General features: G+C 74.3%; 19 protein-coding genes and 1 tRNA gene. 10 read left to right on the top strand and 10 right to left on the bottom strand.

The genetic code is table 11. From position 1 onward, the window contains the following. Window positions 1-8 precede the first annotated feature (8 nt). A complete protein-coding gene (locus V6U88_RS07655; RefSeq protein WP_334451102.1) occupies window positions 9-1076 on the bottom strand; it encodes an LCP family protein in 1068 nt (355 codons plus the stop codon). A gap of 112 nt (window positions 1077-1188) precedes the next feature. Between V6U88_RS07655 and V6U88_RS07650 the strand changes: the two genes are divergently transcribed. After that, window positions 1189-2022: an O-methyltransferase gene (locus V6U88_RS07650; protein WP_334451100.1), complete on the top strand. Its 834-nt coding sequence runs from the start codon at window positions 1189-1191 to the stop codon at window positions 2020-2022. Window positions 2023-2109: 87 nt separating this feature from the next. Beyond that, window positions 2110-3093, top strand: a complete 984-nt coding sequence (locus tag V6U88_RS07645; protein ID WP_334451098.1) for an expansin EXLX1 family cellulose-binding protein — start codon at window positions 2110-2112, stop codon at window positions 3091-3093. A 3-nt stretch (window positions 3094-3096) separates the two neighbouring features. Here the strand turns inward: V6U88_RS07645 and V6U88_RS07640 are convergent, their stop codons facing one another. The 4 genes from V6U88_RS07640 to bcp form a co-directional block, all read right to left on the bottom strand. Beyond that, on the bottom strand, window positions 3097-3627 hold the full coding sequence (locus V6U88_RS07640; protein WP_334451096.1) for a GNAT family N-acetyltransferase: 531 nt from the start codon (window positions 3625-3627) through the stop codon (window positions 3097-3099). Window positions 3628-3715: 88 nt separating this feature from the next. Further along, window positions 3716-3791 (bottom strand) — tRNA-Leu (locus tag V6U88_RS07635). Beyond that, a complete protein-coding gene (locus V6U88_RS07630; protein WP_334451094.1) occupies window positions 3782-4378 on the bottom strand; it encodes an HNH endonuclease signature motif containing protein in 597 nt (198 codons plus the stop codon). The genes V6U88_RS07635 and V6U88_RS07630 overlap by 10 nt, the downstream gene beginning before the upstream one ends. A 31-nt stretch (window positions 4379-4409) precedes the next feature. Further along, window positions 4410-4886 carry a thioredoxin-dependent thiol peroxidase gene (gene bcp, locus V6U88_RS07625; protein ID WP_334451093.1) on the bottom strand — a complete coding sequence of 159 codons (477 nt, stop codon included), beginning with the start codon at window positions 4884-4886 and terminating at the stop codon, window positions 4410-4412. A 123-nt stretch (window positions 4887-5009) separates the two neighbouring features. Between bcp and V6U88_RS07620 the strand changes: the two genes are divergently transcribed. The 4 genes from V6U88_RS07620 to V6U88_RS07605 are packed head-to-tail and all read left to right on the top strand — an operon-like array spanning window position 5010 to window position 7677. Next, the gene (locus V6U88_RS07620; protein WP_334451091.1) at window positions 5010-5726 is read left to right on the top strand and encodes an energy-coupling factor ABC transporter permease; all 717 of its coding nucleotides are present in this window, start codon (window positions 5010-5012) and stop codon (window positions 5724-5726) included. After that, window positions 5723-6124, top strand: coding sequence for a PDGLE domain-containing protein (locus tag V6U88_RS07615; RefSeq protein ID WP_334451090.1), 402 nt, complete (start codon window positions 5723-5725; stop codon window positions 6122-6124). Before V6U88_RS07620 ends, V6U88_RS07615 begins: the two co-directional genes overlap by 4 nt. A 15-nt stretch (window positions 6125-6139) precedes the next feature. Further along, on the top strand, window positions 6140-6910 hold the full coding sequence (cbiQ, locus tag V6U88_RS07610) for a cobalt ECF transporter T component CbiQ (protein ID WP_334451088.1): 771 nt from the start codon (window positions 6140-6142) through the stop codon (window positions 6908-6910). Further along, window positions 6907-7677 carry an energy-coupling factor ABC transporter ATP-binding protein gene (locus V6U88_RS07605; protein WP_334451086.1) on the top strand — a complete coding sequence of 257 codons (771 nt, stop codon included), beginning with the start codon at window positions 6907-6909 and terminating at the stop codon, window positions 7675-7677. The genes cbiQ and V6U88_RS07605 overlap by 4 nt, the downstream gene beginning before the upstream one ends. A gap of 107 nt (window positions 7678-7784) precedes the next feature. Here the strand turns inward: V6U88_RS07605 and V6U88_RS07600 are convergent, their stop codons facing one another. The 4 genes from V6U88_RS07600 to V6U88_RS07585 are packed head-to-tail and all read right to left on the bottom strand — an operon-like array spanning window position 7785 to window position 10727. After that, window positions 7785-8876 carry a hypothetical protein gene (locus V6U88_RS07600; protein ID WP_334451084.1) on the bottom strand — a complete coding sequence of 364 codons (1092 nt, stop codon included), beginning with the start codon at window positions 8874-8876 and terminating at the stop codon, window positions 7785-7787. Continuing rightward, entirely contained in the window at window positions 8873-9589 is a 717-nt protein-coding gene (locus tag V6U88_RS07595; RefSeq protein ID WP_334451082.1) for a DsbA family protein, read from the bottom strand. The genes V6U88_RS07600 and V6U88_RS07595 overlap by 4 nt, the downstream gene beginning before the upstream one ends. Next, entirely contained in the window at window positions 9582-10106 is a 525-nt protein-coding gene (locus V6U88_RS07590) for a MauE/DoxX family redox-associated membrane protein (RefSeq protein ID WP_334451080.1), read from the bottom strand. The genes V6U88_RS07595 and V6U88_RS07590 overlap by 8 nt, the downstream gene beginning before the upstream one ends. A 33-nt stretch (window positions 10107-10139) precedes the next feature. Beyond that, a complete protein-coding gene (locus V6U88_RS07585) occupies window positions 10140-10727 on the bottom strand; it encodes a sigma-70 family RNA polymerase sigma factor (RefSeq protein WP_334451079.1) in 588 nt (195 codons plus the stop codon). Window positions 10728-10835: 108 nt separating this feature from the next. On the opposite strand from V6U88_RS07585, the gene V6U88_RS07580 reads away from it, so the two are divergent. The 4 genes from V6U88_RS07580 to V6U88_RS30245 all read left to right on the top strand — a co-directional run bounded on the left by V6U88_RS07580 (window position 10836) and on the right by V6U88_RS30245 (window position 15072). Then, window positions 10836-11480, top strand: coding sequence for a zf-HC2 domain-containing protein (locus V6U88_RS07580; protein WP_334451078.1), 645 nt, complete (start codon window positions 10836-10838; stop codon window positions 11478-11480). Window positions 11481-11574: 94 nt separating this feature from the next. Next, window positions 11575-13239: a copper resistance CopC/CopD family protein gene (locus tag V6U88_RS07575; RefSeq protein WP_334451077.1), complete on the top strand. Its 1665-nt coding sequence runs from the start codon at window positions 11575-11577 to the stop codon at window positions 13237-13239. Window positions 13240-13259: 20 nt separating this feature from the next. Further along, window positions 13260-14000 carry a YcnI family copper-binding membrane protein gene (locus V6U88_RS07570; protein WP_334451075.1) on the top strand — a complete coding sequence of 247 codons (741 nt, stop codon included), beginning with the start codon at window positions 13260-13262 and terminating at the stop codon, window positions 13998-14000. Between the two features lie 136 nt (window positions 14001-14136). Next, entirely contained in the window at window positions 14137-15072 is a 936-nt protein-coding gene (locus V6U88_RS30245) for a hypothetical protein (protein WP_442934584.1), read from the top strand. A 146-nt stretch (window positions 15073-15218) separates the two neighbouring features. Here V6U88_RS30245 and V6U88_RS07560 read toward each other — a convergent pair whose 3' ends face one another. Then, window positions 15219-16469, bottom strand: coding sequence for a glycosyltransferase family 87 protein (locus V6U88_RS07560; protein ID WP_334451074.1), 1251 nt, complete (start codon window positions 16467-16469; stop codon window positions 15219-15221). Between the last annotated feature and the right edge of the window lie 42 nt (window positions 16470-16511).

Genomic DNA, 16511 nt, shown 5'->3' with positions numbered 1-16511 from the left:
CGGCGCGACTACTGGGCGGCGCGCGTGATGTCCGCGACCGCGTCGCGCCGGACCGCGTCGAAGAACGTCTTCGCCTTCGGCTTGTCGGCGAAGACCACGCTCTCGCTCCCGACCCGGCCCGTTCCCCGGGTGGGGCAGGTGTAGAAGGCCAGGTTGCCGCTGCGCAGGTGACGCAACTCGCCGGCCAGGCTGAAGATGGACATCGACCGGTCCACCGACACCGCGTCGGTCGTCGCCTTGAGGAAGTCGTTGAGCTTTCCCGGGTTGGTCAGCACCCCGCCCGAGGCGGCCTTGTCCAGAATGGCCTTGATGACCTGCTGCTGGTGCCGGATACGGGCGAAGTCGCCGTCGGCGAACGCGTACCGCTCCCGGGCGTAGTCGAGCGCCGCGTCACCGTCGAGCGTCTGCCGTCCGGCGACGAAGGTACGCCGGCCGTCCCGGCTCAGCGAGTGCGTCGACGTGAACCCCTGCTCCACGTCGATCTCGATGCCCCCGAGCGCGTCCACGATCTCCTTGAATCCGGCGAAGTCCACCATCGCCACATGGTCGACCCGCACCCCGGTGAACTCCTCCACCGTCTGCACCATCAGCGGCAGCCCGCCCCACGCGAAGGCCGCGTTGACCTTCGCCTCCCGGCCACCGTGCCGGCCGTCCTTCGACCGAGGGACGGGCAGCCAGGTGTCCCGGGGAATGGAGATCAGCTGCGCGCTCTTCCGGTCGGCCGGCAGGTGGGCCAGGATGATCGTGTCGCTGCGTGAGCCGCCGCTGTTCTCCGGGTCGCGGGAGTCGCTGCCCAGGATCATGATGTTCATGGCGTCCTTCGCCACCACCGGCGGGCGCTTGTCCTGCGGCACTTCGGTGAAGGCGTCCACCCGGTCGATCTTCTTCTCCACCGACCGCAGGTAGAACGCCGCGGCGCCCGCGCCGCCGGCACCCAGCAGCGCCACCACCAGCAGCGTGACCAGCGCTATCCGGCGGCCCCGACGGCGTCGACGCGGCTGCGGCGACTCTACTTCGGAGGACGTCGCCGCCGGCTCGGCCGGATCGGGCTCGACGGGCTGCTGGCCTTCACGCATGCGCGCATGCTACTGAGTGCCCGCTCGCCCGGGTGACCCCCATACGGGCCCTGCCGTTTTCCCATCCGGCCGCATCTCCCCGTTGGCAACCTGGAACTGGTAGAACCCTCCCGTGGACGCAACGACGCTTCGCCGGGCCATCGCCCGCACCCGCCTCGCGCCGGTCGCCGCCTTCCCCAAGCGGCTCGCCCGGGTCGCCCGGCACGACGCCAAGGTCATCCGTACCACCACCCGGTGGCTCTTCACCTCTCGCGAGCACCACAACTACACCTACGACCTGACGAAGCTCAGCCGGCAGCACCTCGCCTGGTTCGTCAGCATCGTCTGCGATGTGCCGATCAAGCAGGTCCGCGCGTATCTCGACGAGATCGAGTCCGACGACACGCTGCGCGGCCACATCGAGCGGGCCACCGCCGGGTCCGCGCGCCGCGGCCTGGCCGACAAGCAGGTCCGGTACGCCCGCCGCATCGGCTGGTACGCCATCGTCCGAGCCACCCGTCCCGCGCACGTGGTGGAGACCGGCGTCGACAAGGGGCTCGGCAGCTGCGTGCTCGCCGCCGCGCTGCTGCGCAACGCCGCCGAGGGGCACCCCGGCCGGCTCACCTCGCTGGACATCAACCCCGAGGCCGGCTACCTGGCCCGGACCGCGCCCTGGTCCGAGGTGGTGGACCTGGTCATCGGCGACTCCATCGCCTCCATCGCGGCGCTGGACCGCCCGGTCGACCTGTTCCTGCACGACAGCGACCACAGCCGGGCGCACGAGAAGCGCGAGTTCGAGGCGATCGAGCCGAAGCTGGCCCCCGGGGCGCTGCTGCTCACCGACAACGTCACCCACACCGACGTGCTCGCCGCCCACGCCGAGCGCACCGGCCGGCGCTTCCTCGCCTACCGGGAGACCCCGCGCGAGCACTGGTATCCGGGCGACGGCATCGGCGTGGCCTGGTGAGGACGCCCGCCCCGACCGGGGCGGGCGTCTTAGCTTTCGCTTAGCCGGCTTGTCGCCCGCGGACCGGTTCCGGCAACATCGACCGGCGTGACCGACGGCAGCGCTCCCAGCGACTCCGCTCCCCGTGCCACGGTGGGCCGCCGCCGGGCACCGCGCACCGCCCGTACCCGTTGGCTGGCGGCCGGCGGCGTCGCGGCGCTCGCCACCGTGGTGGGGCTCAGCCTCGCCCTGCGCTCCGGCGCCGCGCCCGCCTGCGCCGCACCGCCGGCCCTCGCCGCGCCACCCGTTGGTGACGCCGTCCACAAGGGAAAGGCCACCTTCTACGACTCGAAGGGCGCCGGTGGCAACTGCTCCCTCCCCTCCGCACCGGCCAACCGGCTCTACGTCGCGCTCGGCCCGTCCGAGTACGCGGCCGGCGCCGCCTGCGGCGGCTTCCTCGACGTCACCGGCCCACGCGGCACCGTCCGGGTGCTGGTCATGGACCAGTGCCCCGAGTGCGCACCCGGTCACCTCGACCTGTCCCGGGAGGCGTTCGCCGAGATCGCCGACCCGGTGCAGGGCATCGTCGGGATCAGCTACCGCGCGGTGGTCGACCCGCCGCTGCCCGGCCCGCTGACCTTCCGGATGAAGGAGGGCTCCTCGCAGTGGTGGTTCGCCGTGCTCGTCGGCGACCACGGCAACCCGCTGCGCTCGGTCGAGGTGCGGCGGGGCGACTCGGGCGCGTGGCGCGCCGCCGTACGACAGGACTACAACTACTGGATGATCGACTCCGGCGCCGGCCCCGGCCCGTACGCCATCCGGGTCACCGACGTGTACGGGCACCGCGCCACCGCCACCGGCATCCGGATGGCACCGGGGCAGGTGCAGCGCAGCGCGGTCAGGATGTACGGCGGTGCCGCTCCCGCCAGGACGGCCAAGCCGACCCGGTCGCCGTCGGCGCGTCCCAGCCCGAGCCGGTCCGCGTCGCCGTCGGCTTCGGCAGATCTGGCGGCCGCTGCCTCGCCGCCGGCCGTGCTCGACGCGGCGGTGGCGACAGTCGAGCCGACCCGTGCGGGCGGCTGCGGCGGCTGACCGTCAGCCGGCCGGCTCGTCCAGGTCCCGCCACATGAAGATCTCGTCGCGGTCGTCGCCCGGCGCCAACCGCAGCGCGGCCGGCAGCCGCCCCACCTCTCGGTACCCGAGCCGCTCGTAGAACCGCTCCAGGCCGAGCCCACCCCGGACCGTCACGTGCAGCGCCCGCCAGCCCAGCTCCGGGGCGCGGCGCTCGGCCTCCCGCATCAGGTCGAGGCCGTGGCCCCGGCCCTGGGTGTCCGGGTGCACCATCACCCGCTTGAGGATGCCCCAGTGCGTCTTCAGGTGGAACCGGTTGTCCGCGAAGATCAGCACCGCGACGAGCCGCTCGCCCTCGTATCCGACGAGCAGCCGGTCAGGCCCGTCGGTGATCTCGGCGAGGGTCCGCTCGGCGACCGGACGGACCTCGGCGGCGGTGACCGGGGCGACGAAGCCGACCGCGCCGCCGGCGTTGGTGACGTCGACCCAGAGGTCGACGATCCGGGCGCGCAGGTCAGGGGTGAGGTCGGGGTCGAGGACGAAACGCAGGCTCACCCTCGCCATCCTGACGAAGGGGCGCGGCGTGAGCCCGCGATCGTGAGGATCCCGACAGCCGTCCGGTGACTGCCGGGCTCCGGAGAAGTAGGGCCGACGGGACTCGAACCCGCACTGGTACGGACCTAAACCGTATGCCTCCTGCCAAATTGGGCTACGGCCCCTTCACCGTGTACACCGTCAGCTTCCACGGCCACTCCGGCCGACGGCGAAGACGTCTGCCGATCGGGAAGCCGGTCGGTGTCACAGCCTCCGGATCGTAGACCACATCCGGCTCGACCACAGCCGGCCTCCGGGAGCCGGCGTAGGTGGCGGTCTGGCTGTGGCAGTTCGGGCAGAGTAACCGGAGGTTGTGCGCGCGATTGTCGAGGAAGTCGCCGTTGATGTGGTCGACGTGCAGGGTCAGCGGTGCGTTCTGCCACGTGTTGCCGACGCCACAGGCCTCGCATTCCTCCGGCAAGCCGATGGCCGCCAGCGCCCGCTTGAGACGCCAGCCGGGCACCCTCCGGCTGCCGGCGGGACGTTTGACCAACTGCTGCGGTAGGGGCGTGCGGATTCCCCTGGCACCCTTGTTGTGCACCTGGCCGGTGAAGTGGGACGTATCAATACCGAAGCGCTTGAGTTGCCGGCTGATGTGCGCGTGTGAGCCACCGCTCAGACGCACGCCGAGCAGCCGCAGCACGTCGGTGACGCTCCGGGCCTGCGCCGCCGCCTCCGCCAGCATTTCCGGCGTGTACTTGTATCGGACCACGCACGGACCGTAGCGGCCCGGTACGACAGCCTCAGTCGAGGTCGAGGTCCCGGCGCAGCTTCGCCACGTGACCGGTGGCCTTGACGTTGTAGAGCGCCCGCTCGATCTTGCCGTCCGGGTCGATGACGAACGTCGAGCGGATCACCCCGGTCACCGTCCGGCCGTACATCTGCTTCTCGCCGTACGCGCCGTAGGCGGTGAGCACCGCCTTGTCGGCGTCGGCGACCAGCGGGAAGGTGATGGCGTCGCGCTCGCGGAACTTCGCCAGCTTGGCCGGCTTGTCCGGGGAGATGCCGACGACCTCGTAGCCGGCGGCCTGGAGCGAGGCGAGCGAGTCGCGGAAGTCGCAGGCCTGCTTGGTGCAGCCAGGCGTCATCGCGGCCGGGTAGGCGTACAGGATGACCCGGCGGCCGCGCAGGTCGGCCAGGGAGAGCGTCTCGCCGGTGTCGGTCGGCAGGGTGAAGTCGGGAGCGGGGTCGCCGGGGGCGAGGCGGTCGGGCGCGGTCATGGCAGCGACCTTACCGCCGCTGCGGGCGGTGGCGGACGACACGCGCCCGGCCCCTGGTGATCAAGAACATGGCTTGTTGCCAAATCTTGGCAACAACGAGGTCTGCCAAATAGGCTGCGCCGTGTGGAAACCCTGGCGATGCACATCTCGAACGGGATCATCAACGGTCCCGTCGCGGGCATCTTCGCGGCCGTCGCGCTCGCCGCGCTGACCTTCTGCGTGCTGCGCGGCCGACGTGACCTGGACGACCGGCTGGCCCCGATGGCCGGCCTGGTCGCCGCGTTCATCTTCGCCGTGCAGATGCTCAACTTTCCGATCTTCACCGCCGGGGTGAGCGGCCACCTGCTCGGCGGCGCGCTCGCCGCCATGCTGGTCGGTCCCTGGGTGGGCGCGCTCTGCGTGGCGGTGGTGCTGGTCGTGCAGGCCCTGGTCTTCGGCGACGGCGGCGTCGCGATGCTCGGGCTGAACATCACCAACATGGCGATCCTCGGCACCGCCGCGGCGTACCTGCTGATCGCCGGGCTGCTGCGGGTGCTGCCGCGCACCCCGGCCGGGCTCGGGGCCACCGCGTTCGTCTCCGCGCTGCTCAGCGTGGTGGTCGCGGCCCAGGGCTTCGTCGTCCAGTACTGGCTGGGCGGCACCACCGACCTGGGCGGCAACATCACCGGCCTGGCCGGCACGATGGCCGTGGTCCACCTGCTGATCGGTATCGGCGAGGGCCTGATCACCGCGACCACCGTGGTCACCGTCGCGAAGGTCCGCCCCGACCTGGTGTACGCGCTGCGCGCCCTGAAGCCCGCCACGCCGGCACCCGTCCCGGCCGTCGGAGGTGTCCGGTGAGGAAGCGTTCCTGGGGTTTCGTCGCGGTCGGCCTGCTGGTCGCGCTCCTGCTCGCCGGCGTGGTCAGCAACTACGCCTCGTCGCACCCGGACGGGCTGGACTCCTCCCTGCTCAAGGGCTGCACGGTGAACGCCGACGACGAGATCACCGGCGGTTCCTGCCCGGCCCAGCAGGCGAAGGACCACGAGCTGGCCGACAGCCCGCTGGCCGACTACGGCATCAGGGGCGTCGACAACGACTTCCTCTCCACCGGCCTGTCCGGGGTGCTCGGCGTGCTGCTCACCTTCGCCGTCGGCGGCGGCGTCTTCTGGCTGCTGCGCCGGCGCGGCCCGGCTGGCAGCGGCGACGCCGACGACGCCGCGCGCGAGGACCGGCAGCCGGCCGGCACGGCCGGCTGAGCAGGGGGTACGCGGATGGGCGCGGGACACGCGCACGTGCTCTACCGGGAGGCCGCCTCCCCGGTGCACCGGCTCGCCCCCGAGGTGAAGATCGCGGCGATGGTGCTCTTCACGCTCGCCGTGGTGGCCACCCCGCGCGAGGCGTTCTGGGCCTTCGGCGGGTACGCCCTGCTGGTCGCCGGGGTCGCCGTGCTGGCCCGGGTGGGGCTGCGCTGGCTGCTGCTGCGCGCCACCATCGAGCTGCCGTTCGTGCTGTTCGCCTTCGCGCTGCCGTTCCTGGGGGCGGGGGAGCGGGTGCCGGTCGCCGGGCTCGACCTCTCCGTCGACGGCCTGTACGGCGGATGGAACATCATCGCCAAGGGCACCCTCGGCGTACTCGCGTCGCTCCTGCTGGCCGGGACCACGACGACCCGTGACCTGATCCTCGGCCTGGACCGGCTGCGCTGCCCGCAGATCATCACCCAGATCGCCACGTTCATGCTGCGCTACCTGGACGTGCTGGTCGGCGAGGCCCGCCGGATGCGGGTGGCCCGGGTGTCCCGGGGCGACGACCCGCGCTTCCTGTGGCAGCTGCGCGGCTTCGCCGCCGGGGTGGGGGCGCTGTTCCTGCGCGCCTTCGAGCGCGGCGAGCGGGTCTACCTGGCGATGGTGTCGCGGGGCTACTCCGGCCGGATGCCGGCGGTGTGGCAGGGCGCGGGCGCGGCGACCGCCGGGCAGTGGCTGGCCGCGGCGACGGTGCCGCTGGCGGCGGTCTCCATCGCCGCCACCGCCGTCGTCCTGACATGATCGGGCACGTGCAGACCGCTGTCTCCCTGGACGTTCGTGGCGTCCGGTACGCGTACCCGGACGGTCACCTCGCTCTGGCCGGGGTGGACCTGAGGGTGCCGCGCGGCGAGCGGGTGGCCCTGCTCGGGCCGAACGGCGCCGGCAAGACCACGCTGGTGCTGCACCTCAACGGCATCCTCACCCCGACCGAGGGGACGGTCAGCGTCGGCGGGCTGACGGCGAGCCGGGACCGGGCCGAGCTGGCCGAGGTCCGGCGCCGGGTGGGCATCGTCTTCCAGGACCCGGACGACCAGCTCTTCCTGCCCACGGTCGCCGAGGACGTGGCGTTCGGCCCGGCGAACCTGGGGCTGCGCGGGGCGGAGCTGGCCGAGCGGGTGGACGAGGCGCTGGCCGCGGTGAAGATGAGCGAGCACCGGGACCGGGCCCCGCACCACCTCTCGTTCGGCCAGCGGCGTCGGGTGGCGGTGGCCACCGTGCTCGCCATGCGCCCGGAGATCCTGGTGCTCGACGAGCCCTCGTCCAACCTCGACCCGGCCGCCCGGCGGGAGCTGGCGGAGATCCTGCGCGGCCTGCCGGTGACCCTGCTGATGGTCACCCACGACCTGCCGTACGCGGCGGAGCTCTGCGAGCGGGCGGTGATCCTGGACGCCGGCCGGATCGTCGCCGACGCCCCGACGCCGGACATCCTCGGCGACGCCGACCTGCTGGCCCGGCACCGCCTCGAACTCCCCTACGGCTTCACGCCGCACTCCCTGCCCCGCCCCTGACACCCGCGCGGGGTCGATCCGCGCCGGTTTGCGGCGTGTCGGGCCGTCCCCGCGCCGCGACACCCCCACTCGCCGCAAACGGGGCCGAGCACCGGCCGCCGGGCGGGTCAGGCGGGGACTTCGGTGCGGGTCGTCGGGGCGGTGCGGGAGGCGGCGTGCAGGCGGAGCACGCCCGCCCCGACCGCGCCGGCCCCGCCGATCAGGACCGCCACGAGCAGCAGCCGCGCGTACTGTCCCGGCCAGGGGACGGGGGCCACCGCGCGGGAGAGCACGCCGAGGTTGGCGACGCCGGCGAAGAGCGCCAGGCAGGCACCGGAGAGCGCCAGCGCGAAGTCGGCCGCGGCGGGGCGGCGGGCCAGCGCGTAGCCGCCCGCGGCGAGCGCGCCGAGCCCGGTGAGCAGCGGCCAGATCTGCCCGCTGAGCAGTCCGGCCAGCACCCCGCCGACGCCCTGCGCGCCGGCGTCCAGCTCCCGCCCGACGACCAGGACCACCGCCGCCGCGCCGCCGAGCGCCAGCAGCGCGCCGACCGCGCGCAGCGCGCGCTCCCCGGCCATCGAGCCGGCCGGCAGCAGCCCGGCCGCCGAGACGGCCAGGAAGCCGAGGGTGGCGGCCACCCACCAGGGGTACGGGTCCGGCGGCGGCACCCAGTCCAGGGTGCCCCGGATCTCCAGCTGCTCCGCGCCGTCGCGGACCGGCACCGTCCAGTCGCGTACCCGGTGGGTGCGGGTCGGGTCGGCGACGGCCTGGGCCGGCGGCCCGGACTTTCGCCACTGGGCCCGCTGGTCGTGCCAGCGCACCCGCGGCTCGTCGGCGATCCGTCGCCACTGCGGCGGCGCGGCCGGGTCCGCCTCGGGCGGCAGCGTGGTGTCGCCGGCCAGGGTCCGGTTCAGGTACGTGGCGGGGGAACGGCTGTTCTCGTACGCACCGTCCGGCCCCACCCGCAGGTACGGCTCACCGGAGTAGCCGGTCACCTCGACGTCCCGGCCGGTGTGGTTGACCAGTTCCAGCCGCGCGCCCGCCTCGACGGCCCGTACCGTCAGCCCCGGCCGGGCCGGGGTGAGGCCGGTCGCCTCGGTGCGGTAGTCGGTGCCGTCGGGGGCGTCCGCGCCGTGCGCGGCGGCCGGCGTGGCGAGCGCGAGCAGGGTGAGCAGTGCGGCGGTGGCGACCAGGCCGGCCCGCCGGAGCAGGACGGCGGTCACTTGCCGGCCGCCTCCACCGCGGCGGTGATCCCGGCCGGGGTGGGGTCGGCGACATCCTTGCCGTCGACCTTGATGGTCGGTGTGCCGGTGATGCCGGCCCGGCTGGCGTCCTCGGTCACCTTGTCGGTCCACGGCCGGTACGTGCCGTCGCGCACGCAGGAGCCGAAGTCGTCCCGGTTCAGGCCGACGCCCGCGCCGATGTCGGTCAGCTCGTCGTTGCTCAGCCCGGGGCCGCCCTCCGCCGGCTGCCGCGCGAAGAGCGCGTCGGTGAACTCCTTGAACTTGCCGCCCTCGGCGGCGCAGCCGGAGGCGGCCGACGAGCGGGTGGAGTACTCGGTGGTGGAGTAGCGGTCGAGGTAGGCCACCGGGTGGAAGATCACCCGGACCTTGCCGTCGGCGACCAGCTGGTCGATCGTCGCCCCGCTGACCTGCTCGAACCGCTTGCAGGCCGGGCAGAGGTAGTCCTCGTAGAGGTCGATGGTGACCGGGCCGCCGCCGATGACGATGCCGTTGCCGGCGTCGTTGGCGCCGGGCGGCGCGGTGAAGGTGTCCGACTTCTGGCCGGACCAGACGCTCCAGCCGATCAGACCGGCGATCACCAGCACCACGACCGCGCCGACGGACGTCCAGAGCGTGCGCCTGCGCCGGCGTTCCCGGGCCAGTTGCTGGCGTACCACCCGGGCGGCGTCGCGCTGCCCCTTGCGACTAGTCATCGTCGTCCTCCACGGCGGGTTCGCCCGCCAGCCAGCCGTCCACCGAGACGGGGGTGCGGGGCCAGATCAGCAGGAATCCGGCCAGCGCCAGGAATCCCAGGTCCCGGAGGATCTCCGGGAGGTAGCTCGGGGCCTGCCCGGCGGCGAGCTGGCCGCCGCTGCCGAAGCAGCCGCAGTCGATGGCCAGGCCGCGGCTCCAGGCCGAGACGATGCCGGTGACGAAGACCACCAGCAGCGCGGCGGAGACACCGGCGGCGAGCCGGGTGGCCAGGCCGAGCAGCAGGATCACGCCGAGCGCCAGCTCCACGAAGGGCAGCGCCGCGCCGACCACGGTGGCCACGTCGTACGGCATCACCTGGTAGGCGTTGACGGCCCGCCCGGAGGCGGCCAGGTCACCGACCTTGGCGGCACCGGCGACGAGCCAGACGGTGGCCAGGCCGAGTCGGGCGGCGAGGCCGGCCGAGGGGCGGACGGCGGGCCAGCGGGTGGCCCGGATGCGTGCTGCGGTCACGGTCATTGGTCGTCGCGTCCGGCCGGTAAGTTCCACCGGTCAACCGGCCAGCGCGTCGCCGACCGCGTCGACCAGGTCGTGCCGGGCCCGGGCCACCCGGGAGCGGATGGTGCCCACCGGGACCCCGGCGACGGCGGCGGCCTCGGCGTACGACAGGCCGAGCAGCTGGGTCAGCACGAACGCCTCGCGGCGCTCGGCCGGCAGCCGGCGGACCAGGTCGGTGGCGCCGAGGTGCCCGGCCGGGTCCGGGTACGGGCGGTCGGTGTGCGCGTCGGCGACGAGCCGGGAGTCGAGGCGGCGCCGCCGGACCACGGTGCGCAGGTGGTCGGCGCAGGCCCGGCGGGCGATGCCGAGCAGCCAGGTACGCGCGCTGGCCCGCCCCTCGAAGCCGGCCAGCGCCCGGAACGCCCGCAGGTAGGTCTCCTGGGTGAGGTCGTCGGCGCTGTCCGGGTCGACCAGCGCGGCGGTGAACCGCCACACCTCGGCCTGCGTCGCCCGGACGAAGGCGGCCTGGGCGAGGGGATCACCGTCGCGTGCGGTCAGCGCCCAGTGCGTCGCCGTGTCGCCCGCAGCGCCGGGGGCCGCGTCGGAGCGGCCGGCGGTGGTGTCGCGCGGGGCGGGGATCACGTCACCCGAGGTTACGCCGCGTACCCGGGGAGAGCAGGGCCCTTCGGCCCTTTCTATGGCCCGGCCCACGTCGGGAACTTTCCCGGCCCGTCACCCGACTACCTGCTCATGAACTGCGACGACGTACGCGTGGCGCTGTCGGCGCGGCTGGACGGCGAGGACCCGCAGGCGCCGGCCGCGGCACTGGACGCGCACACCGCGACCTGCCCCGACTGCCGTTCCTGGCTGTCCCGCGCCGAGCAGGTGACCCGGCTCACCCGGGTCCGCTCGGTGCAGGTGCCGGACCTGACCGCCCGGGTGCTGGCCGCGGTCGCCGCCGACCCGGTGCTGGCCGGGCGTTCGCCGGCCGCCGTCCGGGCCGCCCGTCGTCAGGTGCTGCGGGTGGCCGTGGCGGTGGCCGCGGTGGCCCAGCTCGCCATCGCGCTGCCGGTCCTGCTGGCCGGGCTGGGCGTGGCCGCCGACCCGCACACCAGCCGGGAGATGGCCTCCTTCGACGTGGCGCTCGCGGTGGGTTTCGCGCTGGCCGCCTGGCGGCCGGAGCGGGCCCGGGCCTTCCTGCCGGTGGCGCTGGTGCTGGCGCTCTGCCTGGCCGGCACCAGCGCGGTCGACATCGCCAACTCGACCACCGCCCTGGTGCACGAGATCGGCCACCTGGCCGCCGTGGTGCAGGCGGGGCTGCTCTGGGCGCTCGGCCGGGTCAGCGGCGACGCCGACCGGCCCTGGTCGCGCGCGATCGCGGCGGGGCGCGGGTGAGGCCGGCCGTCCGCGCCGGCCGGCCGTCGGGTCCGCTCGCCGAGCGGGCCCCGGTACGGGGCCGGGTCGCCGCAGGGGCGCCGGGTCGGCGAGCATGGCCGGCATGAACGTCGTCGATCGTCGCTGGGTCGCCCGGCTGGGCACCGCCGCCGGCCTGCTGGTCACCCTCGTCGCGCTGCTGCTCGCCCCGGCCGGCCCGGCCAGCGCCCACGCCGTGCTGGCCAGCAGCAGCCCGGTCGCCTCGGCCGTGGTGCCGAACGCCCCGGCCGAGGTGGTGCTGACCTTCAGCGAGTCCGTACGCAAGGTCACCGGCAAGATCCGGGTGATCGCCCCGGACGGCTCGCGGGCCGACCGGGGTGAGCCCACCTTCGAGGGCCCGGTGGTGACCGTGCCGGTGGACCCGTCCGGGCCGCGCGGCACCTACCTGGTCAGCTACCGGGTGATCTCCGCCGACAGCCACCCGGTCTCCGGCGCGTTCACCTACTCGGTCGGCGCCCCCTCGACGCCCCCCACCGACTCCGGGGCGGAGAGCCGGGCGAACCCGGTGGTGGAGACCGCGGTGAAGGTGGCGAAGTACCTGGGCTACGTGGGGCTGCTGCTGGTGGCGGGCCCGGCCCTGGTGCTCGCCGCGCTCTGGCCGCACCGGCTGTCGCGGCGCGGCCCGGCCCGGCTGGCCTGGGCGGGGGTGGGTCTGCTCGCCCTGGCCACCCTGGCCGAGCTGTGGTTGCAGGTGCCGTACACCGCCGGGGGTGGGCTGACCGCCGTCACCGGGGACGGCTTCACCGAGGTGCTGGGCAGCACGTACGGCACGGCGCACCTGGTCCGGCTGGGGCTGCTCGCGGCGGCGGCGTTCCTGCTGCGCCCGCTGACGCGGGGCCCGGTCGGCCGTACCGACGCGTTGATCCTGGCCGTGCTGGGCGGGGCGGCGCTGTTCACCTGGCCGCTGGCCGGGCACCCGGCGGCCTCCCCGGCGCCGGCCGTGTCGGTGGTGGTCGACGCGGTGCACCTGGGCAGCATGGCGGTCTGGCTGGGCGGCCTGGTGATGCTCGCGGTCTTCCTGCTGCGCCGCGCCGACGAGCGGGAACTGGGGGCGATCCTGCCGATCTGGTCCCGCTGGGCGGCGCTGGCGGTGGCGGCGCTGCTGCTCGCCGGCATCGTGCAGGGGCTGATCGAGGTGGGCGGCGTACGGCCACTCGTCGACACCACGTACGGCCGGCTGCTGCTGGCCAAGGTGGGGCTCTTCGCGCTGGTGATGGCGGTGGCCGCGTACTCGCGGTGGCTGGTGCGGCGGCGCACCGCCGCGCAGCGCCCGGTGCCGGTGCGGCGGGCCATCTGGGCCGAGCTGGCGATCACCGCGGTGGTGCTCGGGGTGACGACCACCCTGGTGCAGACCACCCCGGCCCGGGTCGCCGCCGGTGAGGTGGCCGGTACCGCCACCGGCTTCTTCTCCACCACGCTGACCAGCCCGATCTACTCGCTGCAGGTGGAGCTGGACCCGGCCGAGCGGGGCAACAACTCGGTGCACCTGTACGCGTACACCAGGGACAACCGGCCGCAGCCGGTGGCCGAGTGGAAGGCGACCGCCGCCCTGCCGTCGGCGGGCATCGAGCCGATCGAGATCCCGCTGCTGCCGCTGACCGACAACCACGCGACCGGGGAGATCAGCTTCCCGGCGGCGGGCGAGTGGCAGCTGCGCGTCACCGTCCGCACCTCCGACATCGACCAGGCCACGGTGACCGCCACCGTGCCGATCAGGTAACGAGAAAGGCTCTCCCACAGATGATCCGTCTCCGGCGTCCCGCAACCGCCGCCGCTCTCGCGTTCGCCGCCGTCACCACGGCGGTGCTCGGCTTCGCCGGACCGGCCTCGGCGCACGTCACCGTCAACCCGACGGACGCGACCCAGGGCTCCTACGGCCGCTTCGCCTTCCGGGTGCCGAACGAGAGCGACACGGCGTCCACCACGAAGGTCGAGGTGGTGCTGCCGGAGAACGCGCCGGTCGGCTCGGTCTCCACCATGCCGGTGGCCGGCTGGACGGTGGCGGTGGAGAAGCGCAAGGTGGACCCGCCGGTCGAGGTGCACGGCAGCCAGCTCACCGAGGCGGTGTCGAAGCTGACCTGGACGGCCACCGGCGAGGCGGCGGTCAAGCCCGGCCAGTTCCAGGAGTTCCCGGTGTCGATGGGGCCGCTGCCGCAGGTCGACCGGATGGTCTTCAAGACCCTGCAGACGTACTCCGACGGCAACATCGCGCGCTGGATCGAGGAGCCGACGCCCGGTGGCGAGGAGCCGGAGAATCCCGCGCCGGTGCTCGCCCTGTCGCCGGCCTCGGCGGCCGCCGCCTCGCCCGCTCCGGGGGCGTCGCCGGCCGGGCAGGCCGAGGCGGACGACGACGATGACGAGGGCTCCGACGGAGCGGCGACCGGGCTGGCCATCGCCGGTCTGGTGGCCGGGCTGGCCGGGCTGCTCCTCGGTGGACTGGCCTTCGCCCGTACCCGGCGGGAGCCGGCGCCGAAGTCCTGACCCGCTCCCGCCCACCGGCGGTGTCGGCGCCCGTCCGGCGGGCCGGTGGCTGTCCGTCCCCGCCGATATGCGCAGATCAAGGCGGTGCCGTCGGTAAGGTCGGCCGGGTACCCGGTCACCGAAGGAGACGGAACGAATGCGGTTCGTGCGGGCGCTCGTCGGAATGCTGCTGTTGGTCGTCGGGATCCCGGCCCTGCTGGCGGGTGGTGGGCTCTGCCTGGTCGCCCGGCAAGCGAGCACCGACGGCAGCTTCGGCGCCCGCTTCGAGCCGGTGCGGACCGCCGGCCGGGCGGTCGTGGTGACGGACGTCGACGCGCTGCTGCGCGCGGAGGCCCCGTTCACCCGGCTCGGGCAGACGCGGCTGCGGCTGACCGCGCGGACCCCGGACGGGCCGGCCTTCATCGGCCTGGCACCCGCCGACGAGGTCAGCCGGTGGCTCGCCCCGGTCCCGCACGCCACGGTGGAGCGGATGTCGCTGGCCCGTGGGCCGCTGCCGGTCCGGTCGACCGACGCCGGCGCCGCGCCCACCGCCGGGCCCGCCGGCGCGGTCCCGGCCGTCCCGCTCGACGCCCCCTTCTGGGTACGCCAGGGAATCGGCGCGGTCGAGTGGAGCCCCGGGCAGCTCGCCGGGCGCCGGCTGAGCCTGGTGGTGATGCGCCCCGACGGCGGCGCCGGCCTCGCCCTCGACCTGCGGGCCGAGGTGCGCTCCGACTGGTTCCGCCCGGTGGCCTGGGGTTCGCTGGCCGGCGGCCTGCTGCTGATCGTGCTGGCGGTGCTGGTGCTGCTGCGCCCGGTACGCCCGCGTGAGGTGGTCTTCGTGGTCGAGCCGGACCAGGTCCCGGTGCTCGCCGGCCGGCTCGGGGTCAGCTCGCTGAGCGGGCTCGGCGGCGCGCCGGAGCCGGAGCGGCAACTGGTGTCGGTCGGGGCGCCCGAGCGGTCCCGGGCCGCCATCGGCGCGGTACCGGCCCGACGCCCGGCCACCCTCGCCGACCTGCCGCCCTGGCCGCCGGAGCGTCCCGAGGAGACGGCCGATCCCGTTCCCGGCAGCTCCCGGTCCGCCGGCACGGACTGACGTAGATGGCAGGCGGCCCTCCGCGCTGCCGACGCGGAGGGCCGTCCTCACCGGGGGATCGGTGCTACCCGACAGACGTCCGAGGTAGGTGTGGTCAGATTAGCGGCGAAAGTCGCTCGACGGAACATCTGTCCATTTGGTGCAACTCATCCCTGGGTCGGTGCGGTCCGGGGGCGTACCGGGAGGGTCACCAGCAACAGCAGGGCCAGCAGCACGTACGCGTTGCGCACCACGAACTCCGCAGGGTTGTCGGTGCGCGCCGGGGCCACGCCCCAGTCGTAGAAGGACACCACCCCGTAGATGATCACCAACCCGGTGCCGACCGCGAGCCCCAGCAGCCGGCGTCGGCGGCGGGTCCCGGCCACGGTGTCCCGGTCGGCGCGCAGCGCCGCGTCCACCAGCACCACCACCGCCGGGATGAACCAGTAGATGTGGTGGGTCCAGGTGATCGGGCTGACCAGGCCACCGACCAGCCCGGTGAGGGCCAGCCCGGTGAGTTCGTCACCGGCCCGGACGGCGCGGGCCGCCCGCCACAGGCCGTACCCGGCGATGACCGCGACCAGGGCCAGCCAGAGCAGCTGGTTCGGTTTGGTCGGCGCGTCGATCCGGCTGAGCAGCCCGAACAGCGACTGGTTGCCGGTGTAGTCGGTGCGCCCGACCCGGTCGGTCGCCCACAGCTCGTGCGTCCAGAAACGCCAGGAGTCCCGGGGGGCGAAGGCCGCGGCCAGCAGCGTCGCGGCCGCGGCGGTGGCGCTGGCCACGGCCGCCGCCCGCCACCGCCGGGTCACCAGCAGGTAGGCGATGAAGATGCCCGGGAAGAGCTTGAGCGCCGTCGCCAGCCCCACGCCCACCCCGGCCCAGCGCCGCCCCCCGGGTACGGCGAAGAGCAGGTCCGCCAGGATCAGCACCACCAGCAGCATGTTGATCTGGCCGAAGGTGATCGTCTCCCGGGTGCTCTCCACGGCGAAGACCAGCAGCACCGCCACGGTGAGGGCGAACGTCCGGTGCAGCCCGTGCCGTTCGATGACCGGGCGGACCAGCCAGCGGGTGGTCACGATCACGCCGATCCCGGTCAGCACGGTGAAGACGGCGATGGTCACGCCCAGCGGGAGCACCGCGAACGGCCGCAGCAGCAGCGCGCTGAACGGCGGATAGGTGAAGTAGAGCTCGCCCTGGACCCGGTCCGGCTGCACGTAGTCGTAGAGCGGGCGCCCGGAGGACCACCAGTCCATCGCCCGCATGTAGATCTTCAGGTCGAAGAAGTCGTGCACCATGCCGGGCAGGTAGAGCGCCGGCAGCACGGCCGCCAGCGCCAGCACCGTGACGACCCGGCGGACCGTTCGGCCCCCCTGGTCGTCGGAGGCGACGGTGGGTGGCGCGGCGGGTTCTGCTGGCACGGGGAAACCCTAGCGGTCCGCCCCGTCGGCGGTGCCGAGGCG

The sequence above is a fragment of the Micromonospora sp. CPCC 205739 genome, assembly GCF_036906795.1.
Lineage (GTDB): Bacteria > Actinomycetota > Actinomycetes > Mycobacteriales > Micromonosporaceae > Micromonospora.
Note: the sequence above shows the minus strand (reverse complement) of the source record. Positions and strands in the feature narration are given on the sequence as shown.

Bases quoted from the DNA above. Each gene is read 5' to 3' on its own strand.
- V6U88_RS30245 (WP_442934584.1), top strand. From the start codon at position 14,137: ATGCGGTTCGTGCGGGCGCTCGTCGGAATGCTGCTGTTGGTCGTCGGG.
- cbiQ (WP_334451088.1), top strand. From the start codon at position 6,140: ATGGGCGCGGGACACGCGCACGTGCTCTACCGGGAGGCCGCCTCCCCG.
- V6U88_RS07575 (WP_334451077.1), top strand. From the start codon at position 11,575: ATGGCCGGCATGAACGTCGTCGATCGTCGCTGGGTCGCCCGGCTGGGC.
- V6U88_RS07595 (WP_334451082.1), bottom strand. From the start codon at position 9,589: ATGACTAGTCGCAAGGGGCAGCGCGACGCCGCCCGGGTGGTACGCCAG.
- V6U88_RS07580 (WP_334451078.1), top strand. From the start codon at position 10,836: ATGAACTGCGACGACGTACGCGTGGCGCTGTCGGCGCGGCTGGACGGC.
- bcp (WP_334451093.1), bottom strand. From the start codon at position 4,886: ATGACCGCGCCCGACCGCCTCGCCCCCGGCGACCCCGCTCCCGACTTC.
- V6U88_RS07655 (WP_334451102.1), bottom strand. From the start codon at position 1,076: ATGCGTGAAGGCCAGCAGCCCGTCGAGCCCGATCCGGCCGAGCCGGCG.
- V6U88_RS07605 (WP_334451086.1), top strand. From the start codon at position 6,907: ATGATCGGGCACGTGCAGACCGCTGTCTCCCTGGACGTTCGTGGCGTC.
- V6U88_RS07590 (WP_334451080.1), bottom strand. From the start codon at position 10,106: ATGACCGTGACCGCAGCACGCATCCGGGCCACCCGCTGGCCCGCCGTC.
- V6U88_RS07570 (WP_334451075.1), top strand. From the start codon at position 13,260: ATGATCCGTCTCCGGCGTCCCGCAACCGCCGCCGCTCTCGCGTTCGCC.